Annotated in this window: 20 protein-coding genes; 19 read left to right on the top strand and 1 reads right to left on the bottom strand. The window is 60.1% G+C overall.

The annotated features are described in order from the left end of the window. Nucleotides 1–14 precede the first annotated feature (14 nt). From DXD24_RS10325 to DXD24_RS04550, 16 genes are all read left to right on the top strand, one after another. Entirely contained in the window at nucleotides 15–200 is a 186-nt protein-coding gene (locus DXD24_RS10325) for a type II toxin-antitoxin system HicA family toxin (RefSeq protein ID WP_089573106.1), read from the top strand. Beyond that, the gene (locus DXD24_RS04620) at nucleotides 167–658 is read left to right on the top strand and encodes a type II toxin-antitoxin system HicB family antitoxin (RefSeq protein WP_128620077.1); all 492 of its coding nucleotides are present in this window, start codon (nucleotides 167–169) and stop codon (nucleotides 656–658) included. Before DXD24_RS10325 ends, DXD24_RS04620 begins: the two co-directional genes overlap by 34 nt. Before the next feature lie 134 nt (nucleotides 659–792). Next, the gene (locus tag DXD24_RS04615; protein ID WP_117646263.1) at nucleotides 793–1,536 is read left to right on the top strand and encodes an L-threonylcarbamoyladenylate synthase; all 744 of its coding nucleotides are present in this window, start codon (nucleotides 793–795) and stop codon (nucleotides 1,534–1,536) included. A gap of 13 nt (nucleotides 1,537–1,549) precedes the next feature. Beyond that, nucleotides 1,550–3,091 (top strand): glycerol kinase GlpK, encoded by a 1,542-nt coding sequence (glpK, locus tag DXD24_RS04610; RefSeq protein WP_117646262.1) that lies wholly within the window; start codon nucleotides 1,550–1,552, stop codon nucleotides 3,089–3,091. A gap of 123 nt (nucleotides 3,092–3,214) precedes the next feature. Continuing rightward, on the top strand, nucleotides 3,215–3,862 hold the full coding sequence (gene upp, locus DXD24_RS04605; protein ID WP_035138786.1) for a uracil phosphoribosyltransferase: 648 nt from the start codon (nucleotides 3,215–3,217) through the stop codon (nucleotides 3,860–3,862). 280 nt (nucleotides 3,863–4,142) lie between these two features. Beyond that, nucleotides 4,143–4,454 (top strand): hypothetical protein, encoded by a 312-nt coding sequence (locus DXD24_RS04600; protein ID WP_035138788.1) that lies wholly within the window; start codon nucleotides 4,143–4,145, stop codon nucleotides 4,452–4,454. Between the two features lie 3 nt (nucleotides 4,455–4,457). After that, nucleotides 4,458–5,261, top strand: coding sequence for a F0F1 ATP synthase subunit A (gene atpB / locus DXD24_RS04595; protein ID WP_022094263.1), 804 nt, complete (start codon nucleotides 4,458–4,460; stop codon nucleotides 5,259–5,261). 124 nt (nucleotides 5,262–5,385) lie between these two features. Then, nucleotides 5,386–5,580, top strand: a complete 195-nt coding sequence (locus tag DXD24_RS04590; RefSeq protein WP_022094262.1) for an ATP synthase subunit C — start codon at nucleotides 5,386–5,388, stop codon at nucleotides 5,578–5,580. Nucleotides 5,581–5,595: 15 nt separating this feature from the next. Beyond that, nucleotides 5,596–6,198 (top strand): F0F1 ATP synthase subunit B, encoded by a 603-nt coding sequence (gene atpF / locus DXD24_RS04585; protein ID WP_006235712.1) that lies wholly within the window; start codon nucleotides 5,596–5,598, stop codon nucleotides 6,196–6,198. Further along, nucleotides 6,188–6,664: a FoF1 ATP synthase subunit delta gene (locus DXD24_RS04580; protein ID WP_006235713.1), complete on the top strand. Its 477-nt coding sequence runs from the start codon at nucleotides 6,188–6,190 to the stop codon at nucleotides 6,662–6,664. The genes atpF and DXD24_RS04580 overlap by 11 nt, the downstream gene beginning before the upstream one ends. After that, nucleotides 6,664–8,262, top strand: coding sequence for a F0F1 ATP synthase subunit alpha (gene atpA / locus DXD24_RS04575; protein WP_035138794.1), 1,599 nt, complete (start codon nucleotides 6,664–6,666; stop codon nucleotides 8,260–8,262). Before DXD24_RS04580 ends, atpA begins: the two co-directional genes overlap by 1 nt. Nucleotides 8,263–8,267: 5 nt before the next feature. Then, nucleotides 8,268–9,176: an ATP synthase F1 subunit gamma gene (gene atpG, locus DXD24_RS04570; protein ID WP_089573102.1), complete on the top strand. Its 909-nt coding sequence runs from the start codon at nucleotides 8,268–8,270 to the stop codon at nucleotides 9,174–9,176. Further along, nucleotides 9,176–10,630 (top strand): F0F1 ATP synthase subunit beta, encoded by a 1,455-nt coding sequence (gene atpD, locus DXD24_RS04565; protein ID WP_006235717.1) that lies wholly within the window; start codon nucleotides 9,176–9,178, stop codon nucleotides 10,628–10,630. Before atpG ends, atpD begins: the two co-directional genes overlap by 1 nt. A gap of 3 nt (nucleotides 10,631–10,633) precedes the next feature. Further along, complete coding sequence (gene atpC, locus DXD24_RS04560) at nucleotides 10,634–11,026, top strand: ATP synthase F1 subunit epsilon (protein ID WP_006235718.1); 393 nt, start codon at nucleotides 10,634–10,636, stop codon at nucleotides 11,024–11,026. A gap of 88 nt (nucleotides 11,027–11,114) precedes the next feature. Continuing rightward, entirely contained in the window at nucleotides 11,115–12,398 is a 1,284-nt protein-coding gene (murA, locus tag DXD24_RS04555) for a UDP-N-acetylglucosamine 1-carboxyvinyltransferase (protein ID WP_089573101.1), read from the top strand. Nucleotides 12,399–12,410: 12 nt separating this feature from the next. Then, complete coding sequence (locus DXD24_RS04550; RefSeq protein ID WP_117646261.1) at nucleotides 12,411–13,646, top strand: LCP family protein; 1,236 nt, start codon at nucleotides 12,411–12,413, stop codon at nucleotides 13,644–13,646. 377 nt (nucleotides 13,647–14,023) lie between these two features. Here the strand turns inward: DXD24_RS04550 and pepT are convergent, their stop codons facing one another. Continuing rightward, complete coding sequence (pepT, locus tag DXD24_RS04545) at nucleotides 14,024–15,271, bottom strand: peptidase T (protein ID WP_089573099.1); 1,248 nt, start codon at nucleotides 15,269–15,271, stop codon at nucleotides 14,024–14,026. A 120-nt stretch (nucleotides 15,272–15,391) separates the two neighbouring features. On the opposite strand from pepT, the gene DXD24_RS04540 reads away from it, so the two are divergent. The 3 genes from DXD24_RS04540 (at nucleotide 15,392) to DXD24_RS04530 (ending at nucleotide 18,277) form a co-directional block, all read left to right on the top strand. Beyond that, nucleotides 15,392–15,814, top strand: coding sequence for a metal-dependent transcriptional regulator (locus DXD24_RS04540; protein ID WP_089573098.1), 423 nt, complete (start codon nucleotides 15,392–15,394; stop codon nucleotides 15,812–15,814). Between the two features lie 10 nt (nucleotides 15,815–15,824). Beyond that, nucleotides 15,825–16,718: a homocysteine S-methyltransferase family protein gene (locus tag DXD24_RS04535; RefSeq protein WP_055252635.1), complete on the top strand. Its 894-nt coding sequence runs from the start codon at nucleotides 15,825–15,827 to the stop codon at nucleotides 16,716–16,718. Between the two features lie 158 nt (nucleotides 16,719–16,876). Then, nucleotides 16,877–18,277 (top strand): phosphoglucomutase/phosphomannomutase family protein, encoded by a 1,401-nt coding sequence (locus DXD24_RS04530; protein WP_117630036.1) that lies wholly within the window; start codon nucleotides 16,877–16,879, stop codon nucleotides 18,275–18,277. The last annotated feature ends 446 nt before the right edge of the window (nucleotides 18,278–18,723 follow it).

Below are 18,723 nucleotides of genomic sequence, written 5' to 3'. Positions count from 1 at the left end.
AAAGAGGTCGGCCCATGCAACCTCCTACCTTTCGGGAAATCATTGCCCTACTCAAGCACGATGGATTCGTGAAGGTCGCGCAAGTCGGTAGTCATGCTAAGTATGTTTCTGGTGACCGCGTTGTCACCGTGAACGGCTCTGGTGGTGATCGACCAAAGAAGGGCACGTGGGCAAGTATTCGTCGCCAAGCTGGATGGTAGTTGGAGGCAAAATGAGGCAGCGATTTACCTATGACTGCGTTCTCATAAAAGAAGACGATGGTTACTGCGCTAGCTTCCCGCAGATTCCCGGCGCCTTTGCCGATGGCGATACGCGCGAAGAAGCGATTGCCCATGCCACCGAGGCACTGATGGCGTTTTTGGCCGACGACCTCAACAACGGTTTGACTCCGGCAGGGTACGAACGCTCGGCCGAGGTCGTGGCCCTTTCAGTCGAAATCGACCACGAGGACGCTCGGGAAGCGGCGTGCCGAACATTTAAAGACGCAGCGCTGGACCTCAAAGTCTCCGCTCCGCGGATTACCGCGCTGGTCAAAGCCGGAAAGCTCGATGTTGAACTCGTCGACGGCCGTCGGATGATAACGATAGACAGCATCGAGCGCTACGCCGCCCAAGAACGCCACGCCGGAAGACCAAAGAAGTTCGTGGCCGTCCAATAACCCCCTCACTTTCACCGACTACTAGAGCCGCTCACCAAACCAACATGCGCTCTGGGCAAATAGATTGAACGTTTCGTGCGAGAATGCCCCACAGTAAACAAACTTGCACCAGAGCGTAAGGGGCTGGCATACACATGCAGACGGTCTATCGGGTATACGAGGGAGCGCGGGAGCCGCATCGGCTTGCAGTCGAGCGTACGGCCGAGGTGCTCGGCTGTGGCGGTCTGGCCCTGATCCCGACCGAGACCGTCTATGGTGTCGCTGTGGCAGTTAACGCCTTTTCGGACGCCGTGTCTCAAGATACAAGCGAATTCCCATCGTGGCCGCGCGATCCGCAGGCCACCGTCAACGGCGCCGCGGTCCCCGCGGTCGGTACCGGCTATCGTCGTATCTTTACCCTCAAGCAGCGCGAGCTCACCCAAACGGTTGCCTGGCTGGTCGATGATGCCGAGGCGCTCGATCGCTATGGCGTGGATATCCCTAACGAGGCCCGCGTGCTCGCCCGACGATGCTGGCCGGGCGCCCTGACTATCGTGGTCAAGGCGGCCCCCTGCGTGCCGACCTTTATGCGCGCCGCCGACGACACGGTGGCGCTTCGCGCTTCGGCCTCGCCCGTGGTGCAAGCGCTCATCCGCGCCTGCGGCAGCCCTCTTGCCTGCACCAGCGCCAACACGCATGGCGCGCCCGCGCCGGCAAGTTTTGCCACGGTGGAGGAGCGCATCCTGGAGGGAGTCGATGTTGCCGTCGACGCCGGTGAGACCCCGTGTCGCGACGCTTCGACCATCGTGTCGTTCCAGCACGGCGGGCTCCAGATCCTGCGCCAAGGCGCACTTCCCGCATCAGAGATCGAGCGGGTCCTGTCTGGCCCGATGCAATAGAAAGGTGTAAGCGATGTCGTTGAATCTGGGCAGCCTGGGCATGGAAGATGCCTCGTTTAACTTTGGCGGTTCCTACATCATGGCGCTCGACTGCGGCACCACCTCGGTACTTGCGACCATCGTCGACGAGTACGGATGCATCGTCGCGCAGGCACGTCGCAGCGTCAAAACCAGCTTCCCGCGCCCTGGCTGGGTGGAGCAAGACCCCATGGCGGTGCTTGCCAGCCAGATCGCGGTCATGATGGAGGTCCAGTTTAAGAGCGGCATCCATTCTGACCGCATTGCCGCCATCGGTATCTCCAACCAGCGCGAGACCACGGTGGTGTGGGACCGCATAAGCGGCCAACCCATCTATAACGCCATCGTGTGGCAATGCCGTCGCACCGCACCTCTGATCGACGAGCTGGTCGAGCAGGGCGCAGAAGAGCTGGTGCGCTCCCGCACGGGGCTTACGCTCGACCCGTATTTCTCGGCCTCCAAGGTGCAGTGGATTCTCGATAACGTCGACGGCGCGCGCGAGAGCGCCGCGGCGGGCGACCTTATGTTCGGCACCATCGACACGTGGCTCATCTACAATCTCACCGGCGGTCAGGTCTTTGCTACCGACTACACCAATGCCAGCCGCACCGCGCTTTTTAATATCCATGCGCTCGATTGGGACGACGATCTGCTGGCGCTTTTCGACGTCCCGCGTTCCATGATGCCCGAGGTTCGCTGGAGTTCGGGCGACTACGGTCGCGTCGCGAGCGACATCATGACCAACATGCCACCCATCATGGGCGTGGTGGGCGATCAGCAGGCGTCGCTGTTCGGCCACTGCTGCTTCCGTCCCGGCCAGACCAAAAACACCTATGGCACGGGTTGCTTTATGCTCATGAACACCGGCGACGAGATCGTCGAATCCAAGAACGGTCTGGTCTCCACGATCGGTATCGCCGCGGACGGCAAAATCAGCTATGCGCTCGAGGGTTCTATCTTTGCCGCCGGCTCCACCATGAACTGGCTTCGCAACAACATGGGCATCATCTCGAGCGTGAGCGAGTCGGCACAACTTGCCGCTTCGATTAACGACAACGAGGGCTGCTACTTCGTTCCCGCCTTTGCGGGTTTGGGCGCTCCCTGGTGGGACCCGCATGCCCGCGGTATCGTGTGCGGTCTGACCGGCGCCTCGAGCCGTGCGACCATCGTACGTGCCGCCTGCGAATCCATGGCATATCAGAGCTACGACGTGCTGCGCGCCATGGAGCAGGACGTGGGGCTTTCGATCGAGCGCCTGTCTGTCGATGGCGGTGCCTCGCGCAACGAGTTCATCATGCAATTCCAGGCCGACCTGCTGGATATCCCCGTGCTGCAATGCGAGACGGTGGAGACCACGGCAATCGGTGCCGCGTACTTGGCGGGTCTTGCCGTCGGCTATTGGGAAGACCTAGAAGAGCTGGAGCAAAATGCCCAGATCGTTAGGACCTTCCTTCCCCACATGTCTGCCGAGCGTCGCGAGCAAAACCTTGCGGGCTGGTGTGACGCAGTCAGGCGCTCGCTCAGTACCGCACAGTAGGGCTGCGATGGGCCGCTCGATACAACAAACCGCTAAACTTATGCATGGCGTGCGGCGGCAACATTGCTGCGCGCCTTGTCAGCTAGGCCGTTTTGCGGCCGCAACGAAAGGGGCAATCAACCCATGACCGTCACCTACGACGCGTCCCGTGTGACGCTTGTCGATCACCCGCTCGTCCAGCACAAGCTGTCGATCCTGCGCGACAAAAACACCGGCACCAACCAGTTCCGCCAGCTCGTGCGCGAACTCGCGCTTTTTGACGGCTACGAGGCCATGCGCGACCTGCCTATGGAAGACGTCGAGGTCGAGACCCCTATCACCACCGCAACGTTTAAGCAGCTCGCCGGCAAGAAACTCGCCATCGTGCCCATCCTGCGTGCGGGCCTTGGCATGGTCGACGGCATCCTCGACCTGGTGCCCTCCGCTCGCGTGGGCCACATCGGCATGGAGCGCGACGAGGTCACCCACGAGCCGCACGAGTATTACTGCAAGATGCCCAAGGATATCGACCAGCGCATCTGCCTGGTCGTCGACCCCATGCTCGCCACGGGCGGTTCGGCCGAGATGGCCATCAGCTACCTGCGCGGGCGCGGTGTCAAGGACATCCGCATGCTGTGCATCGTCGCGGCCCCCGAGGGCCTCAAGTCGCTGACCGAGAAGGATCCCGATGTACATATCTATACCTGCGCCATCGACGACCATCTCAACGAGGCTGCCTACATCGTTCCCGGCCTCGGCGACGCCGGCGACCGCATCTACGGCACGCTCTAGTCGCTGGGCTAAACGGCCGCGGCTGCAAATACGAAGAAACGGTGCGCGCGGACGAACAAAAGGCGACCGCGCGCACTCCTGTTAACGGACGTTTTGCCCTGCAGGGTTCGAGAAAAACGTATTACCGTACCTGCGGCATAAAGAAGGTCTTAAGAAAACGAACAGGTGCGTATTAACCGATGCTTTTTCGGTTGTACTTTAGCGATTGGCTCGTACAATAGTCACCAATGTTTGGCGGGAACTGTTCTGTGAAGCGTTAAAAAGGAAAGTGAGGACGCCAGTGTTTCAGATAGCCGATCTGCTCGCTATCGTTGCAGGCGCCATCGCGGGCGCAATTGCCTTCCTTCCCTTTGTCTTTACGCTCAAGCCGGTTCTTGACGATAAACAGAATGCGGACATGCTCAAGGGTATGGTGAGTCTGGCGGTCTCGGCAATCGCCCTGCTCGTCTTTACCTTGGTTGTGTTTGTGTTGTTCGGAGAGGCATTTCGCATGTTCCTCCTGGGCGAGGCGATTGGCTTCGTGGCCTTTATGGCCGCCTGCGCGGTTCGTGTCGCCAAGGCGCTGCGAGATCCTCATGAGGTCGAAAGGTAAGTCGTGGAAATTTTTGAAAAGCTGCCTGATGAGATTAATCATCTGGTCAGCGAGTTCAGCTCCACCCCTGTCGTGGGCGATCTGAGCTGCGGCATCACGCAGTACTCGTTTTGGCTGATCGTCTCCACGATCGTGCTCCTGATCGTCCTGGCCGTGTTCAAGAAGAAGCAGACCCTGGTTCCCAAGGGCTTCTTCGTCAACGGTTTCGAGTACATCATCGAGTACGTCGAGAACGATATCGGCAAGGGTGTCGTGGGTGAGAACTGGAAGAAGCACTTCCCGTTCCTGTGCTCGCTTTTCCTGTTCATCCTGATCAATAACATGATCGGCCTGATCCCGGGAATGAAGCCCGGCACCGGCGCAATCGGCTCCACCGCCGCGCTCGCCATTTTCGCCTTCGTGTACTTCATCTACTACGGATGCAAGGCTCACGGCGTGATCGGCTACATCAAGAGCCTCGCCCCGCAGGGCGTGAGCTTCCCGATGAACGTGCTCGTGTGGGTCGTCGAGCTTTTCTCGACCTTCCTGCGCCTCATCACGCTCGCCGTCCGTCTGTTCTGCAACATGTTCGCAGGACACGTGGTCATGGGCTCGTTCGCCATCATGGCGAGCATGTTCATGCAGCCGCTGCTTCAGCAGGTTTCCGCGGCCCACGCCGTCGGCGCCCTGCCTTCGCTTGCCTGGCTTGCCATCCTCATCCTGATCTATGCGATCGAGCTTGTGGTCGGCGCCATCCAGGCTTACGTCTTCACGGTCCTTACCGCCGTGTATGTCTCCGAGGCAGAGGAGGTCGCGGAGGAGGAGTAGTCTTCCGTTCGCGCCTTAAAGGTAAGGTAATTCGTTAAACCGCCGGTGCCCGTACCCATGGAGCCCGGCAGTTATAAAAAGGTTATCCTGCGTGAAATAAGACACGCACGACAAAGGAGGAATCGTGGGAGTTATCGGTTACGGTCTCGGTGTTATCGGCGCTGGTCTTGCTATCGGCCTGTCTGCTCTGGGTGCTACGGGTGCTATGGCCCGTCAGCCTGAGGTCCAGGGCCGCGTGTTCACCGTCTTCATTATGGGCTCCGCCTTCGGCGAGGCTCTGGCTCTGATCGGCTTCGTTGTCGCGCTGATCGTTAAATAGCACGGAGCGTCAAGTATGAATCTTTCATCCCAGAAGAGCGCGATCGCACTCTCCGCGTCCGCGGCCGCGCTGCTCATGCCGGTTTCCGCGTTCGCCGAGGACGGCGCTGCCGGTGCGGACATCCTCATCCCTAAGATGGCGGAGTTCATCCCGGCGCTTATCGCCTTCCTGATTATCTGGATCGTGCTGGCCAAGGTCGCCCTGCCGGGCATCATGAAAACCATGGAGGAGCGCGGCAAGAAGATCGAGGAGAGCCTCGACGAGGCCGAGAAGACCAAGCAGGAGGCTATCGCCAAGCGCGCTGAGTCCGACTCGATCGTCACCGACGCTCGTCGTCAGGCTGCCGACATCGTTCTCGAGGCCCGTAAGGACGCCGAGTCCGAGCGCGCCCGTATCATCGAGGCTGCTCACAAGGAGGCCGAGGAGATCATCGCCAAGGCCCATACGACCGTCGAGGACGAGCGCAAGTCCATTTACGCCGGTGCCGCGAGCTCCATCGCCGACCTGTCCGTTGCCGTCGCCACCAAGATCGTGGGCGAGGCACTCGAGGACGATGCCGAGCAGAAGAAGCTCATCGAGCGCTACATCCAGGAAGCAGGTAGCCTGAATGCCGACTAGCCGCTATCAGGACAAGGTGCTCGAGACCTACGCGCGCTCCCTTCTGGAAGCCGCTAAGGCCGAGAACCATGTGTTCGAGGACCTCGAGATGATCGAGCGCTTGGCTTCTGCCAGCCCCGAGATCATCGCCGTGCTCGACACCATGTCCAAGCGCGACCAGCTCGACCTTCTTCCCAAGGTGGCAGCTGCCTTTAAGTATGTTGCCGAGGAAGACGAGGATGTAGTGGGCGTGACCGTCACCACGGCGATCCCGCTCGACGACGAGCTGCGTCAAACCATCACTAAGAAATGCGAGCAGGACTTCGGCCGCAAGGTATTCCTTATCGAGCAGGTTGACCCGTCTATCGTGGGCGGCCTGGTGCTCGAGGCCCGCGGCGAGCGTCGTGACATTTCCGTCAAGACGCAGCTGCGCATCGCGCAGGAGACCCTCGCAAACTCTGCTAATTCGTACGGAGGTGAAGCCTAATGTCCGAAACCCTCAATGCCCAGGATATCGCCAAGAAACTGCAGGAGCAGCTCACGAGCCTCTCCGCGACGGTCGATACGCATGAGGTTTCAACGGTCGACGAGGTAGGCGACGGCATCGCGCGCGTCTCCGGCCTCAAGAGCGCCATGGCAGGCGAGCTTCTGGAGTTCAAGAGCTCCGATACCGGTGAGACCGTCTTCGGCCTTGCCCAGAACCTTGACCGTGACGAGGTCGGCGCCGTTCTGTTCGGTGCCGTCGACTCCATCAAGGAAGGCGACGAGTGCCGCACCACTGGCCGCATTATGGATATCCCCGTGAGCCGTGCCATGCTCGGCCGCGTCGTCAATCCGCTCGGCCAGCCCATCGACGGCCTGGGCGACATCGTCGCCACGCACCGTCGCCCCATCGAGTTCAAGGCTCCCGGCGTCATCGATCGTACCCCGGTGTGCGAGCCGGTTCAGACCGGTCTGCTCGCTATCGACTCCATGGTGCCTATTGGCCGCGGTCAGCGTGAGCTCATCATCGGCGACCGTAAGACCGGTAAGACCGCCATCGCCATCGACGCTATCCTCAACCAGCGCGGCAAGGGCATGGTCTGCATCTATGTCGCCATCGGCCAGAAGGCCTCCACGGTTGCCAACATCCGCGAGACCCTCGCTCAGCACGGTGCGCTCGACTACACCATCATCGTTTCGGCCACCGCTGCCGATTCCGCCCCTATGCAGTACATCGCGCCTATGGCCGGTGCCGCTATCGGCGAGTTCTTCATGTACAACGGCGAGGACGGCAAGCCCGCCAGCGAGACCAACCCCGGCGGCCACGTGCTCGTCATCTACGACGACCTGTCCAAGCAGGCTGTGGCCTACCGTCAGATGTCGCTGACGCTGCATCGTCCGCCCGGACGCGAGGCCTATCCTGGCGACATCTTCTACCTGCACTCTCGTCTGCTCGAGCGTGCCGTCAAGATGTCCAAGAAGAACGGTTACGGCTCCATGACGGCACTGCCGATCATCGAGACCCAGGACGGCGACGTCTCGGCCTACATTCCGACCAACGTCATTTCCATTACCGATGGTCAGATCTACCTGCAGTCCGAGCTCTTCTTCCAGGGTCAGCGCCCGGCAGTCGATGTGGGCATCTCCGTGTCCCGCGTCGGTGGCGATGCGCAGACCAAGGCCATGAAGCAGGTCGCCGGCAACCTCCGTCTGGACCTCGCTTCCTATCAGGAGCTCGCTGGCTTTACGCAGTTCGGCTCCGACCTCGACGAGGCTACTCAGAAGCAGCTGACCCATGGTGCTCGCATGACCGAGCTCCTGAAGCAGCCGCGTTACAAGCCGTTTGAGGTTGGCGAGCAGATCGTTACGCTGTTCGCTGGCAACGAGGGCTTCCTGGATGACCTGGAGATCGCCGACGTGCTGCCCTTCCGTGCCGAGCTCATCGAGTACATGGACAATGGCTTTGGTTCGCTGCTCGACAAGGTTCGCGCCAAGAAGATCGATGATGACACCAAGGCTGAGCTCTTGCGCGTTATCGGCGACTTCAAGCAGCAGTTCATGGCCAAGCACCATTCGGATGTTTCTGGATCAGAGGAGAACTAAGCCCCATGGCCAACCTTCGCGACATTAAGAAGCGAATCTCCTCGGTTACCACGACCAAGCAGATCACGCGCACGATGGAGATGGTCTCTACGGCCAAGATCCGTCGTGCCCTCGATCGCTCCAAGCAGGCCGAGCCCTATAAGGAGGCGCTGACCGACGTCATGTTGACGGTCGCCGGCGACGCCTCCTGTTCGGGCACCGATCCCATGCTGCAGAAGCATGAGAGCGTTAAGCGTGGCCTGATTGTCGTCATTGCTTCGGACCGCGGCCTTGCCGGCGGTTTCAATACGACGGTGGAGCGCACGGCCGAAAAGCTCGCCGCTTCTTGGGCGAACGATGGCATCGAGTGCGAGATCATCGCGTGCGGGCGTAAGCCGGCCACGTATTTCCGTGACCGCGCAAACGTTGTCATGCACTTTGAGGGCAACTCCTCTGAGCCCGATTTCAATCAGGCCCGCATGATCTCCTCTCATATCTGCGATGCGTATCGTGCCGGTGAGCTTGACCGTGTCGAGCTTGTCTACCACCACGCCAAGAACCGCGTGGATCAGGAGCTTCGCGTCGAGCATCTGTTGCCGCTCGACCCCGAGATGATCGCTATGGCCCACGGTCCGCGTAAGAACGAGACCGACGCCCCTAAGCGCATCTCGTCCACGTTCGAGTTCGTGCCCTCTCCCGAGCATGTTCTCGGCAAGCTTGTGCCGTCTTATATCCTGACGGTCATCTACCAGGCCCTGATTGATTCGGCGGCTGCCGAGCAGGGTGCACGCCGCAAGGCCATGCACTCCGCGACGGAAAACGCCACCGCGATCATCTCGACCCTTACCCGCACGTATAGTCGCGTGCGCCAGGCTTCGATCACGACCGAGATTAACGAGATCGTCGGCGGAGCCTCAGCATTGGAGGAACAGTAATGGCTAATAACACCGTAAAGCTTGCGGTCGAGGAAGCCACCAAGAAGACGACTGCCGGTGATGGTCGCATCGTGCGAATCATCGGCCCTGTCGTCGACGTCAAGTTTGACGGCGCGGTGCCCCCGATCTACAACGCGCTCACGGTCGAGGCCGAGACCCCGATCGGTCATCTGAGCACGATCCTCGAGGTCGAGAGCCAGCTTCCGGGCGGCGTCGTCCGCACGGTCGCCATGTCCTCGACCGACGGCCTGCAGCGCGGCCTCATCGCCACCGATACCGGTGAGCCCATGAAGATGCCCGTTGGCCCCAAGACGCTCGGCCGCATTTGGAACGTCATGGGCAAGCCTGTCGACGGCAAGCCCATGCCTGAGGTGGAGGAGTTCTACCCCATCCACCATGCAGCGCCCCGCTTTGACGAGCTCACCACCAAGACCGAGATCTTCGAGACCGGCATCAAAGCTGTTGACCTGCTCGAGCCCTACATCCGTGGCGGCAAGACGGGCCTGTTCGGCGGCGCCGGCGTCGGCAAGACCGTTCTGATTCAGGAGCTCATCAACAACCTCGCCCAGGAGCACGGCGGCACCTCGGTGTTCACCGGCGTCGGCGAGCGTACCCGCGAGGGCACCGACCTGTTCCTCGAGATGAGCGAGTCTGGCGTTATCGACAAGACCTGCTTGGTCTATGGTCAGATGAACGAGCCGCCCGGAGCGCGTCTGCGCATCGGTCTGGCCGGCCTTACCACCGCTGAGTACTTCCGCGATCGCGGCCAGGACGTTCTGCTGTTCATCGACAACATCTTCCGCTTCTCCCAGGCAGGTTCCGAGGTTTCCGCACTGCTGGGCCGTATGCCGTCCGCCGTTGGTTACCAGCCCACGCTGGCAACCGAGATGGGCGACCTCCAGGAGCGTATTACCTCGACCAAGACGGGCTCCATTACCTCCGTCCAGGCTGTCTACGTCCCCGCAGACGACCTGACCGACCCGGCGCCTGCCACGACGTTTACGCACCTCGACGCCACCACGGTTCTTTCGCGTAGCATTTCGTCGCTTGGCCTGTTCCCGGCTATCGACCCGCTCGCATCTTCCTCCGACGCTCTCGATCCCTCGATCGTCGGCGAGGAGCACTACCGTGTCGCCGTCAAGGTCCAGGAGCTCCTGCAGGAGTACTCCGACCTTCAGGACATCATCGCCATTCTGGGCATGGACGAGCTGTCCGAGGAGCAGCGCCTTACGGTCAACCGTGCCCGTAAGATTCAGCAGTTCCTCTCGCAGTCCTTCCACGTCGCCGAGAAGTTCACCGGCAACCCCGGTGTCTACGTCCGCGTCGAGGATACCGTCCGCTCTTTCGCCGAGATTGTCGACGGCAAGGCCGATGACCTGCCCGAGCAGGCTTTCCGCTATGCTTCCACGATTGAGGACGTGCGCGAGCGCGCCCGCAAGATGGGGGAGAAGTAGGTTATGCGTATCCGCATCGTGTGCCCCGTGAGCTGCGCCTATGAGGGCGACGCTGCGTTTGTGTCGATTCCGTCCACGGATGGCGAGTTTGGCGTCCTGCCTGCTCACTCCAGCGAGATCTGCACGATCGACCGCGGTTACGTTCGCGTTTCCGATAAGGCCATGGGCACTGTCGACCACACGTTTGCCGTGGCCGGCGGCTATGCCCAGGTTGCGGACGATGTCGTGACCGTTCTCGCCGAGCGCGCTTGCGATTTGGCGACCGTCGATGCCGACAAGCTTAAAGCTGATATTCAAGGTTTTGAAGAGAAGCTGGGTAATTTGTCGGAGGATGATGCACGCCGCGCCTACCTCTATAATGAAATCGCATGGTGTAAGCTCAAGCTTGCCCAATAGTCAAACGATTTAGCGTTCGACCATTTGCGAACACATCATGCCCGGGATGGCCCAGCCACCCCGGGCATGCTTTTTGAAAGGGTAGACCTTGGATATTATCCGCGTTGAGGGTGGCCACGCCATCGGAGGCTCCGTGCCCGTCTCGGGCGCCAAGAACTCCGCGCTCAAACTCATGGCGGCAACGCTTCTGGCGCCGGGCAAGACGACGCTGCAGAACGTGCCCGATATTTCCGATGTCCACGTGATGGGCAAGGTGCTCAAGGGCATGGGCGCTACGATCGATGTTCTCGACGAGCACACGCTCGAGATTGATACCTCTCAGGTCGATTCATGGGAGGCCCCCTACGAGCTCGTTGCCAAGATGCGCGCTTCCACCGCCGTCATGGGGCCCCTGCTGGGCCGCTTCCATCGCGCCAAAATTGCCATGCCGGGCGGCTGCAACCTGGGTGCTCGTAAGATCGATATGCACATTCTTGGTCTTGAGGCCCTGGGCGTTGAGTTCGATACCGCCCACGGTTACATCAACGCTAATGCGCCCCAAGGTCTGCGCGGTACCACCGTCACGCTCGAGTTCGCCAGCGTCGGTGCGACCGAGAATCTCATCATGGCCTCTGTGCGCGCACAGGGCACCACGGTTATCGACAATGCCGCCCGCGAGCCCGAGATCGTCGATCTCGCTAACATGCTCAACGAGATGGGCGCCAAGATTGTTGGCGCCGGTACGCCCGTCGTGACTATCGAAGGCGTGGAAGAGCTCCATCCCGTTATCCATCGCGTGGTGGGCGACCGCATCGAGGCCGGTACCTTTATCGTCGCCGGTGCGTTGATGGCGGACGATCGCGGTGTCGATGTCACGGGCTTTTGCCCCATTCATTTGGGCATGGTGCTCAAGAAGATGGAGCTCATGGGTATCGACTGCGAGCGCGTCGAGGATGGCGTCCATGTGAACCGTGCCGAGCGTATCAAGCCGGTCGACATCCAGACGCTTCCGTTCCCCGGTTTCCCGACCGACATGCAGGCGCAGATTATGGTGCTCTCCGCCCTTGCCGACGGCAGTTCCGTTATTACCGAGAACATCTTCGAGAATCGCTTTATGTTTGCCTCTGAGCTGGTGCGCATGGGTGCCGACATTCGTATCGAGAGCCATCATGCCATGATTCATGGCGTCAAGGGCTTCTCGGGTGCACAGGTTACCTCGCCCGATCTGCGCGGCGGAGCGGCCCTCGTCGTAGCGGGCTTGATCGCCGACGGGACGACCGAGGTTTCGGCTATCCATCACATCAAGCGCGGCTACGAGCAGTTTGTCGAAAAGCTGCAGGCGCTCGGCGCGCATGTCGAGCATGCTACCGTCCCCGATCCCGTCATCTACTAATACAGGTTGCCTATGTTTAATAAAAAGCCCCTCGCAGATACCACCACCCGAAGACCCTCAACTGGTGCGCAGGCCAAGATCTACAGTCGCGATAACGTGGCTCGCTATTCCGAGCGCGCTCGCCAACGTCGTCGTAGCCACACGATTCGTCACGTCGCGCTCATTGTCGTGCTTGGCGTGCTGTTGAGTGCCACTACCGCTGCCGGCCTGTGGTTTGCCACCATTATGGGCAAGCTCGGCGATTCTAATGTCATTACCGACAATCTGCGTCGGGTTCTGGTTGACACCGATGAGGCAAAGGATCCGTTCTACGTGCTGCTTCTTGGTACCGACGGCCGTCCGGGCGAGGATACGTATCGTGCCGACTCGATTATCCTGGCACGCATCGACCCCACGCAAAAGCAGGCGACGCTCATTTCCGTTCCGCGCGACACCAAGGTCGAGTACAAGGGCGAGACCATGAAGATCAACGCCTGCCATACCGTTGGCGGCGCCGAGGCCATGGTCGAGGCGGTCAACGAGCTGTGCGGTGTTCAGATTTCCCACTATGCCGAGGTCAGCTTCGACGGTATGCAGGCGCTGATTGATTCGGTTGGCGGTATCGACATTAACGCAACCGATGATGTTGACGACCCCGAGCACCTGGATATTAAGATTACCGCTGGCCAGCAGCATATGGACGGTGCCACCGCCCTTACCTATGCCCGCTGCCGCTACACCTATGCCGACGGCGATTACACGCGCATGCGCCACCAGCGTCAGGTGCTTGGCGCCCTTGCCAACCAGATTCTCAATAACTTCGATGCCACGAAGATCTTTGGCCTGGTTAATTCGCTGTCCGATATGCTCGTAACCGATATGAGCGTTCAGGATATCGTGGCTACGGTCAACGCCATGCGCGGTATGGATGTCGACGGTATCTACTCGGCCAACCTGCCCTCGTACGCCGACGACAGCACCATGATCGACGGTGTGAGCTACGTCTTTGTCTACGAGGACGAGCTCAAGGAAATGATGGAGCGCGTCGATGCTGGCAAGGATCCCAAGGGTCCCAACACCATGGGTCTTTCCGACGGTTCCAGCTCTACGATCGGCGACCTGAACAACAACACGTCTGACGATTACGCAAACGGTACCGCAACCTCATCGGTCAGCTCTGACGATTCCGATGGCTCAAGCGATTCGAGCGATTCGGACTACTACGAAGAGCCCACCGGCGACGGCAACGGCTACGAGGCCAACTACTAGGGTTACGCGGTTTTACCAAACCGCGTAACCGCTTGACGCTGCGCGGGCCGCATTTGGACAATCTGACGTTCAACTTCAAGGGCGCGACCAGAAGGTCAGCGCCCTTTCGTTTCACGTCACCTTGTCTCAAATGCGACCCGCTCGCTGCCCGTCCTCAACCTGCGACGTTAGTCATTGGGGACGTTCTTAAACGACTGGTCAAAGGGGACACTCTTGATGCACTTGGCACTTGGGGACGTTCCTTTTGTGCCGGCAGTTTGGGACACTCCTTGCGTTAAGAGGCTGGCGTGCGTCAACCTGTTCTCATTGCAGCAAAAAATCGCCCCGTTCTCGGTTGAGGACGGGGCGGTTCGTCTTTTGGGCTTATGCAGCCAGGCTTATGCGAAACGGGCGACGAGCTCCTGCAGGACGTCGGTCATCTTGACGAGCGAACTGACCGGGACGAATTCGTTGACGCCGTGGTAGCAATAGCCGCCGGTGGAAAGGTTGGGGCAGGGCAGACCGCGGAACGACAGCTGCGCGCCGTCGGTGCCGCCACGAATCGGCAGCACTTGGGGCTCAACGCCGCAGGCAAGGTAGGCTTCCTTGGCAACATCAATAAGCTCGGGATAGTCACGAACGATCTCGGCCATATTTCGATACTGCTGCTTAATCTCGACCGTCACGCGCTCCTCACCCAGACGCTGGTTGAGCATCGAGGCGGCGGCATCAATAAGGTCGAGTTTCTGCTGGAACTTGGCGGCATCGTGATCACGGACGATATAGCGCGCCGTGGCGTGATCGACGGTCGCAGATACACCCTCAAGGTGATAAAAGCCCTCGTAGCCTTCCGTATACTCCGGGCGCTGCACGTAGGGGAGCAACGCGTTGAAGTCGCAGAACAGATTGCCTGCGTTGACCATACGGCCCTTGGCGTCGCCCGGGTGGATGGACTGGCCCTCAAAGCGGATGGTCGCCTCGGCGGCGTTAAAGCACTCCCACTCCAGCTCGCCGATGGGGCCGCCGTCGACCGTGTAGGCGTACTTGCAGCCAAAGGTATCGATATCCAACAGCTCGGCTCCGTGACCGATCTCCTCGTCAGGGCAGAAGCAAATGCCGAGTGCGGGATGGGGCAGAGAGGGGTCCTGAGCGATACGCGCGACAAGCGACATGATCTCGGCGACGCCTGCCTTGTCGTCCGCGCCCAGCAGCGTGGTGCCATCGCTGCAGACCAGGTCCTCACCCGCGAGGTCGTTCAGGGCGGGAAGCTTGGCGGTACTCATGGCAACGGGCTTACCGTCAACCGTGCCGCAGACCAGGTCGCCGCCTTCGTAGTGTACGATGTGCGGCTTCACGCCGGCGCCCGGTGCAACTTCGGTGGTGTCGAGATGGGCGATCAGGCCAAGGGCGGGCTTGTCCTCAGCGCCCGCACTTGCGGGGATGTGCGCGCAGACATAGGCATGCTCGGTCACGTGGGCATCTTCCGCACCAAGCTCGCGCAGCTCTTCAGCCAGCACGTTGGCAAGGTCAAACTGAACGACGCTCGAGGGTACCTGGTCGCAGTTTGCATCCTCGGACTGCGTGTTGATCTGGACGTAGCGCAAAAAGCGCTCGAGGACATCGGGGTTCGTGGTGGTGTTTTCCATAAAGACCGCTCCAATCTTGGTCGTCGTGTGCAACAAGAACTCTAGCACGGTATGCCACGGCATACCGCGACGCTTGGATGGGGTAGAATCAGCCATTGAATGCAGAAGGGACGGAAGATCATGGATACGACAAATAGCTCGCGCGAACTACATCTGACGGTGGCGAACGAAGACTACTTGGAGTGCATGGTTCGCATTGAAAGCGAAGAGGGGGAAACCAACGGCGTGCGATCGGTCGACATCGCGCAGCGCCTTGGCGTCTCCAAGGCATCGGTCAATAAAGCGGTTTCGGCGCTCAAGGCATCCGAGCTTGTCGAGCAATCGCACTACGGCAAGGTAGTCCTGACCGATCGCGGCCGCGAGGTTGGCACGGCTATCTGGTACCGTCATCGCCTCGTCCGCACGTTTTTGGTTCAGGAGCTCGGTGTCGAATTTGAGCGAGCCGATTCCGAGGCCTGCATGATGGAGCATGCGCTATCCGAGGACACGATGAACCGCTGGCTCGCCTATCTCGAAAAGCAGGGAATCAGCGTCGAGGAATAGCGGGATATATATGGATACGAGTTATTACAATCGCTTTGGTGCCGAGGAACTTACGCGCCGCTTGTCGAGCGAGACCTTGTTGGCGCAGGGCCCCATGGGCAGTGTTCTGTTGAGTGAGTACGACGCCGCCGATATTCCACCGGCGTTTTGGAATCTGGCAGAGCCGCAGACCGTTTCTCGTATCCATCGCTTGTATGTCGCCGCCGGCGCGCAGGTACTCATTACCAATACCTTTCAGGCATCAAGCTATGCCCTCAAGCACGACCAGATTGCGCCGTCCGTGGCGGAGGTCAATCGCGGGGCCGTCGACGATGCCCGCCAGGCGCACCCTCAGCTGCTGCTGGGCTCGATGGGTCCGATCGGTATTGAGTGGTTTGCCGAGGACTCGGCCGAGTTTCGTGAGATCCGAGGCATTGCGCGCGAACAGGCGCACGCCTTGCTCAATGCTGGTGTTGACGGTCTGCTGATCGAGACGGTGACGTCTATCCGTAATTTGCAGCCCATGCTTGCCGGCGCCCGAGATGCCGCCGACGGCATGCCTGTTCTGGTGAGTTTTGTCGTTGACGATAAGGGCGACCTGTTGGGCGATGGCCTCAACATCGAGGCAGCCGTTTTGTACGCCGAAAAACACGGCGCAAACTCGGTTGGTGTTAATTGCTGTTCGCTTGCGGCCGCGAACGCGGCGGTGCCCAGGATGGTTGCATCGGCGACTACTCCCGTCACGGTGCGTCCCAACGTGGGCGATCCGGTCCAGACTCAGGATGGCCCCGTATGGCACGAGAACCCCGAAGCTTTCGCGCGCGCATGCATCGAATGGAGACATGCCGGTGCCGCAATGGTGGGCAGCTGCTGTGGAACCACGGCAATCACTACGGCAGCGATGGCCGAGGCGCTCGATATATAAAGGGCAAAACCGCTCCATACGGGGCGGTTTTTTTATTGCCTGCATGTCCTCGGCAGCATTTGCCCAAATGGTGAATGCTGGTGCCGGCAGGTTGCCGAGCGTGTATCGCGGGTATACCTCATGCGTACCATGATCCAAACACTGTGAGGTGTCTGCGCGTGTGCGCGATAATTCATTTTGGAACTGACGGTTGGCGCGCTCGCGTCGATGAGGACTTCACTGCCGATAACGTTGCCCGTATCGCCGATGCCGTCGGCGAGTTGTGGCAAAAGACCAATCCGGGCAAAACGGTATATATAGGGTTCGACACTCGGCCCCTGGCGCGCGAGTTCGCTGAGCTTGCGGCGGGTGTGCTAGCAGCGCACGGGCTAGACGCCGTGCTCGCTTCGCGACCTGTTCCGACCCCTGCCCTTACGTGGGCGGCGGCTTATGACGGTGAGGCGTGCGGCGCGCTCATGGTGACGGGGTCCCATCATCCGCAGGGTTATCTGTGTCTCAAGATTCGCATGGGTGACGGCTCGACCGCCAACCAGGATGTCATCGAAGAGCTCGAAGAGACCATGGCTCCCGAGCCAATGGGGATCGAGGGGCAATATCGCACCGCGGATATCATTCCTGACTATATGCAAGCGGTGGCATCGTTTGTCGATGCCGAAGCCATCCGCGCCGCGCACCTGCGCGTGGTTGTTGACCCCATGGGCGGCGCAGCCCAGGGCTATCTAGCCGACTTGCTGCGCGAGCTTGGCGTTGAGGTGCACGAGATTCACGCCGGGCAGGCGCCTGACCAAGAAGATATCTGCCCCGACCCCGTTGAGCCGTGGGTGGACGCTTGCGAGCATACGGTTATCGAGGACGGAGCTTGCGCTGGCCTGGTGACCGACGGCGACGCCGACCGTATCGGCGCGGTTGACGAGCGCGGCAGATATATACATCCGCATCAGATCATGGCGCTCGTTTTGGGCGACTTGGTTCAATTTCGTAATTTGGAGGGACGCGTCGTCGTCAATCTTTCGTGCTCGACGCTCGTGCGTCGCATTGCCGAGGCGCTTGGCTGCCGCGTGACCGTCAAACCAGTCGGTTTCAAATATATAGCGGCAGAGATGAAGAAGGGTGGCGTCCTCATAGGCGGCGAGGAAGCCGGTGGTATCGGCATCGCCGCGCATATGCCCGAGCGCGATGGAATCCTCGCCTGTCTGATTCTGTGTGAGCTTATGGCAAAGACGGACGCGCCTTTGGGCGTTCTGGTCGACCAACTCGAGGACAGTTTTGGTAAGACGAGTTACGGTCGACGCGATTTGCGCCTTGAGGCCGAAGATGCCGAAACGTTACGAACCCTGCTGCCGGGCGTAAACCCCAAGTCGATTTGTGGCAAGGTGCCGCAAAACGTTAGTCATATGGATGGCTTGCGTTTAGCATTCGAGGATGACACGTGGCTGCTGGTCCGTCCTAGCGGGACCGAACCAGTGGTGCGCGTCTACGCCGAGGGGTTCTCGGTGGAAGAACGTGATGAGTTGCTCGATGCTGGCTGTGCTTTAGCTAGGGGAACGTATCCGCTTTAACCATGAGACTGCCTTATATAAAGAGATGCTCGGTGAGCGGTAGTTAACGGCTGGCAAACGTTAGTCGGATCCCAAATTGTGTAGGAAATGTGTACGCCCAGATTCCCGCCCCCGGCGCCCCTCCGGTCTGGCAATATATCTCCTTGCCGCGCGGCCCGGTCGGACCGGATCAGCCGCCAGGCGTGCACCTTGAGAACCGGATACTGCGAGGATGGACACATTCAGTGTCGCATCCGGGCAGACATCGAACCATTTGAAATGGTCTAACTTGGATTTGTTTTTCGCAAGGCCGCCGAGAGGCGGCCCCGAGAAATTCCTTTTCCTATACTAAAACCATATGAATCGAACGGAACCGATCAGCGATGAACTGAGAGGACCGGACGGGCTCGAAGCCCAGATATTTTGGACGGAGAGTTCGATCCTGGCTCAGGATGAACGCTGGCGGC

Source organism: Collinsella sp. TF12-2AT, assembly GCF_003436735.1.
Taxonomy (GTDB): Bacteria; Actinomycetota; Coriobacteriia; order Coriobacteriales; family Coriobacteriaceae; genus Collinsella.
The sequence above is the reverse complement of the archived record's forward strand: the minus strand, read 5'-3'. Positions and strand labels throughout refer to the sequence as shown.

Excerpts from the sequence above, each read along its gene's own strand:
- DXD24_RS10325 (WP_089573106.1), top strand. The coding sequence starts at position 15 with ATGCAACCTCCTACCTTTCGGGAAATCATTGCCCTACTCAAGCACGAT.
- DXD24_RS04615 (WP_117646263.1), top strand. The coding sequence starts at position 793 with ATGCAGACGGTCTATCGGGTATACGAGGGAGCGCGGGAGCCGCATCGG.
- glpK (WP_117646262.1), top strand. The coding sequence starts at position 1,550 with ATGTCGTTGAATCTGGGCAGCCTGGGCATGGAAGATGCCTCGTTTAAC.
- upp (WP_035138786.1), top strand. The coding sequence starts at position 3,215 with ATGACCGTCACCTACGACGCGTCCCGTGTGACGCTTGTCGATCACCCG.
- atpF (WP_006235712.1), top strand. The coding sequence starts at position 5,596 with ATGAATCTTTCATCCCAGAAGAGCGCGATCGCACTCTCCGCGTCCGCG.
- DXD24_RS04580 (WP_006235713.1), top strand. The coding sequence starts at position 6,188 with ATGCCGACTAGCCGCTATCAGGACAAGGTGCTCGAGACCTACGCGCGC.
- atpA (WP_035138794.1), top strand. The coding sequence starts at position 6,664 with ATGTCCGAAACCCTCAATGCCCAGGATATCGCCAAGAAACTGCAGGAG.
- atpG (WP_089573102.1), top strand. The coding sequence starts at position 8,268 with ATGGCCAACCTTCGCGACATTAAGAAGCGAATCTCCTCGGTTACCACG.
- atpD (WP_006235717.1), top strand. The coding sequence starts at position 9,176 with ATGGCTAATAACACCGTAAAGCTTGCGGTCGAGGAAGCCACCAAGAAG.
- atpC (WP_006235718.1), top strand. The coding sequence starts at position 10,634 with ATGCGTATCCGCATCGTGTGCCCCGTGAGCTGCGCCTATGAGGGCGAC.
- DXD24_RS04550 (WP_117646261.1), top strand. The coding sequence starts at position 12,411 with ATGTTTAATAAAAAGCCCCTCGCAGATACCACCACCCGAAGACCCTCA.
- pepT (WP_089573099.1), bottom strand. The coding sequence starts at position 15,271 with ATGGAAAACACCACCACGAACCCCGATGTCCTCGAGCGCTTTTTGCGC.
- DXD24_RS04540 (WP_089573098.1), top strand. The coding sequence starts at position 15,392 with ATGGATACGACAAATAGCTCGCGCGAACTACATCTGACGGTGGCGAAC.
- DXD24_RS04535 (WP_055252635.1), top strand. The coding sequence starts at position 15,825 with ATGGATACGAGTTATTACAATCGCTTTGGTGCCGAGGAACTTACGCGC.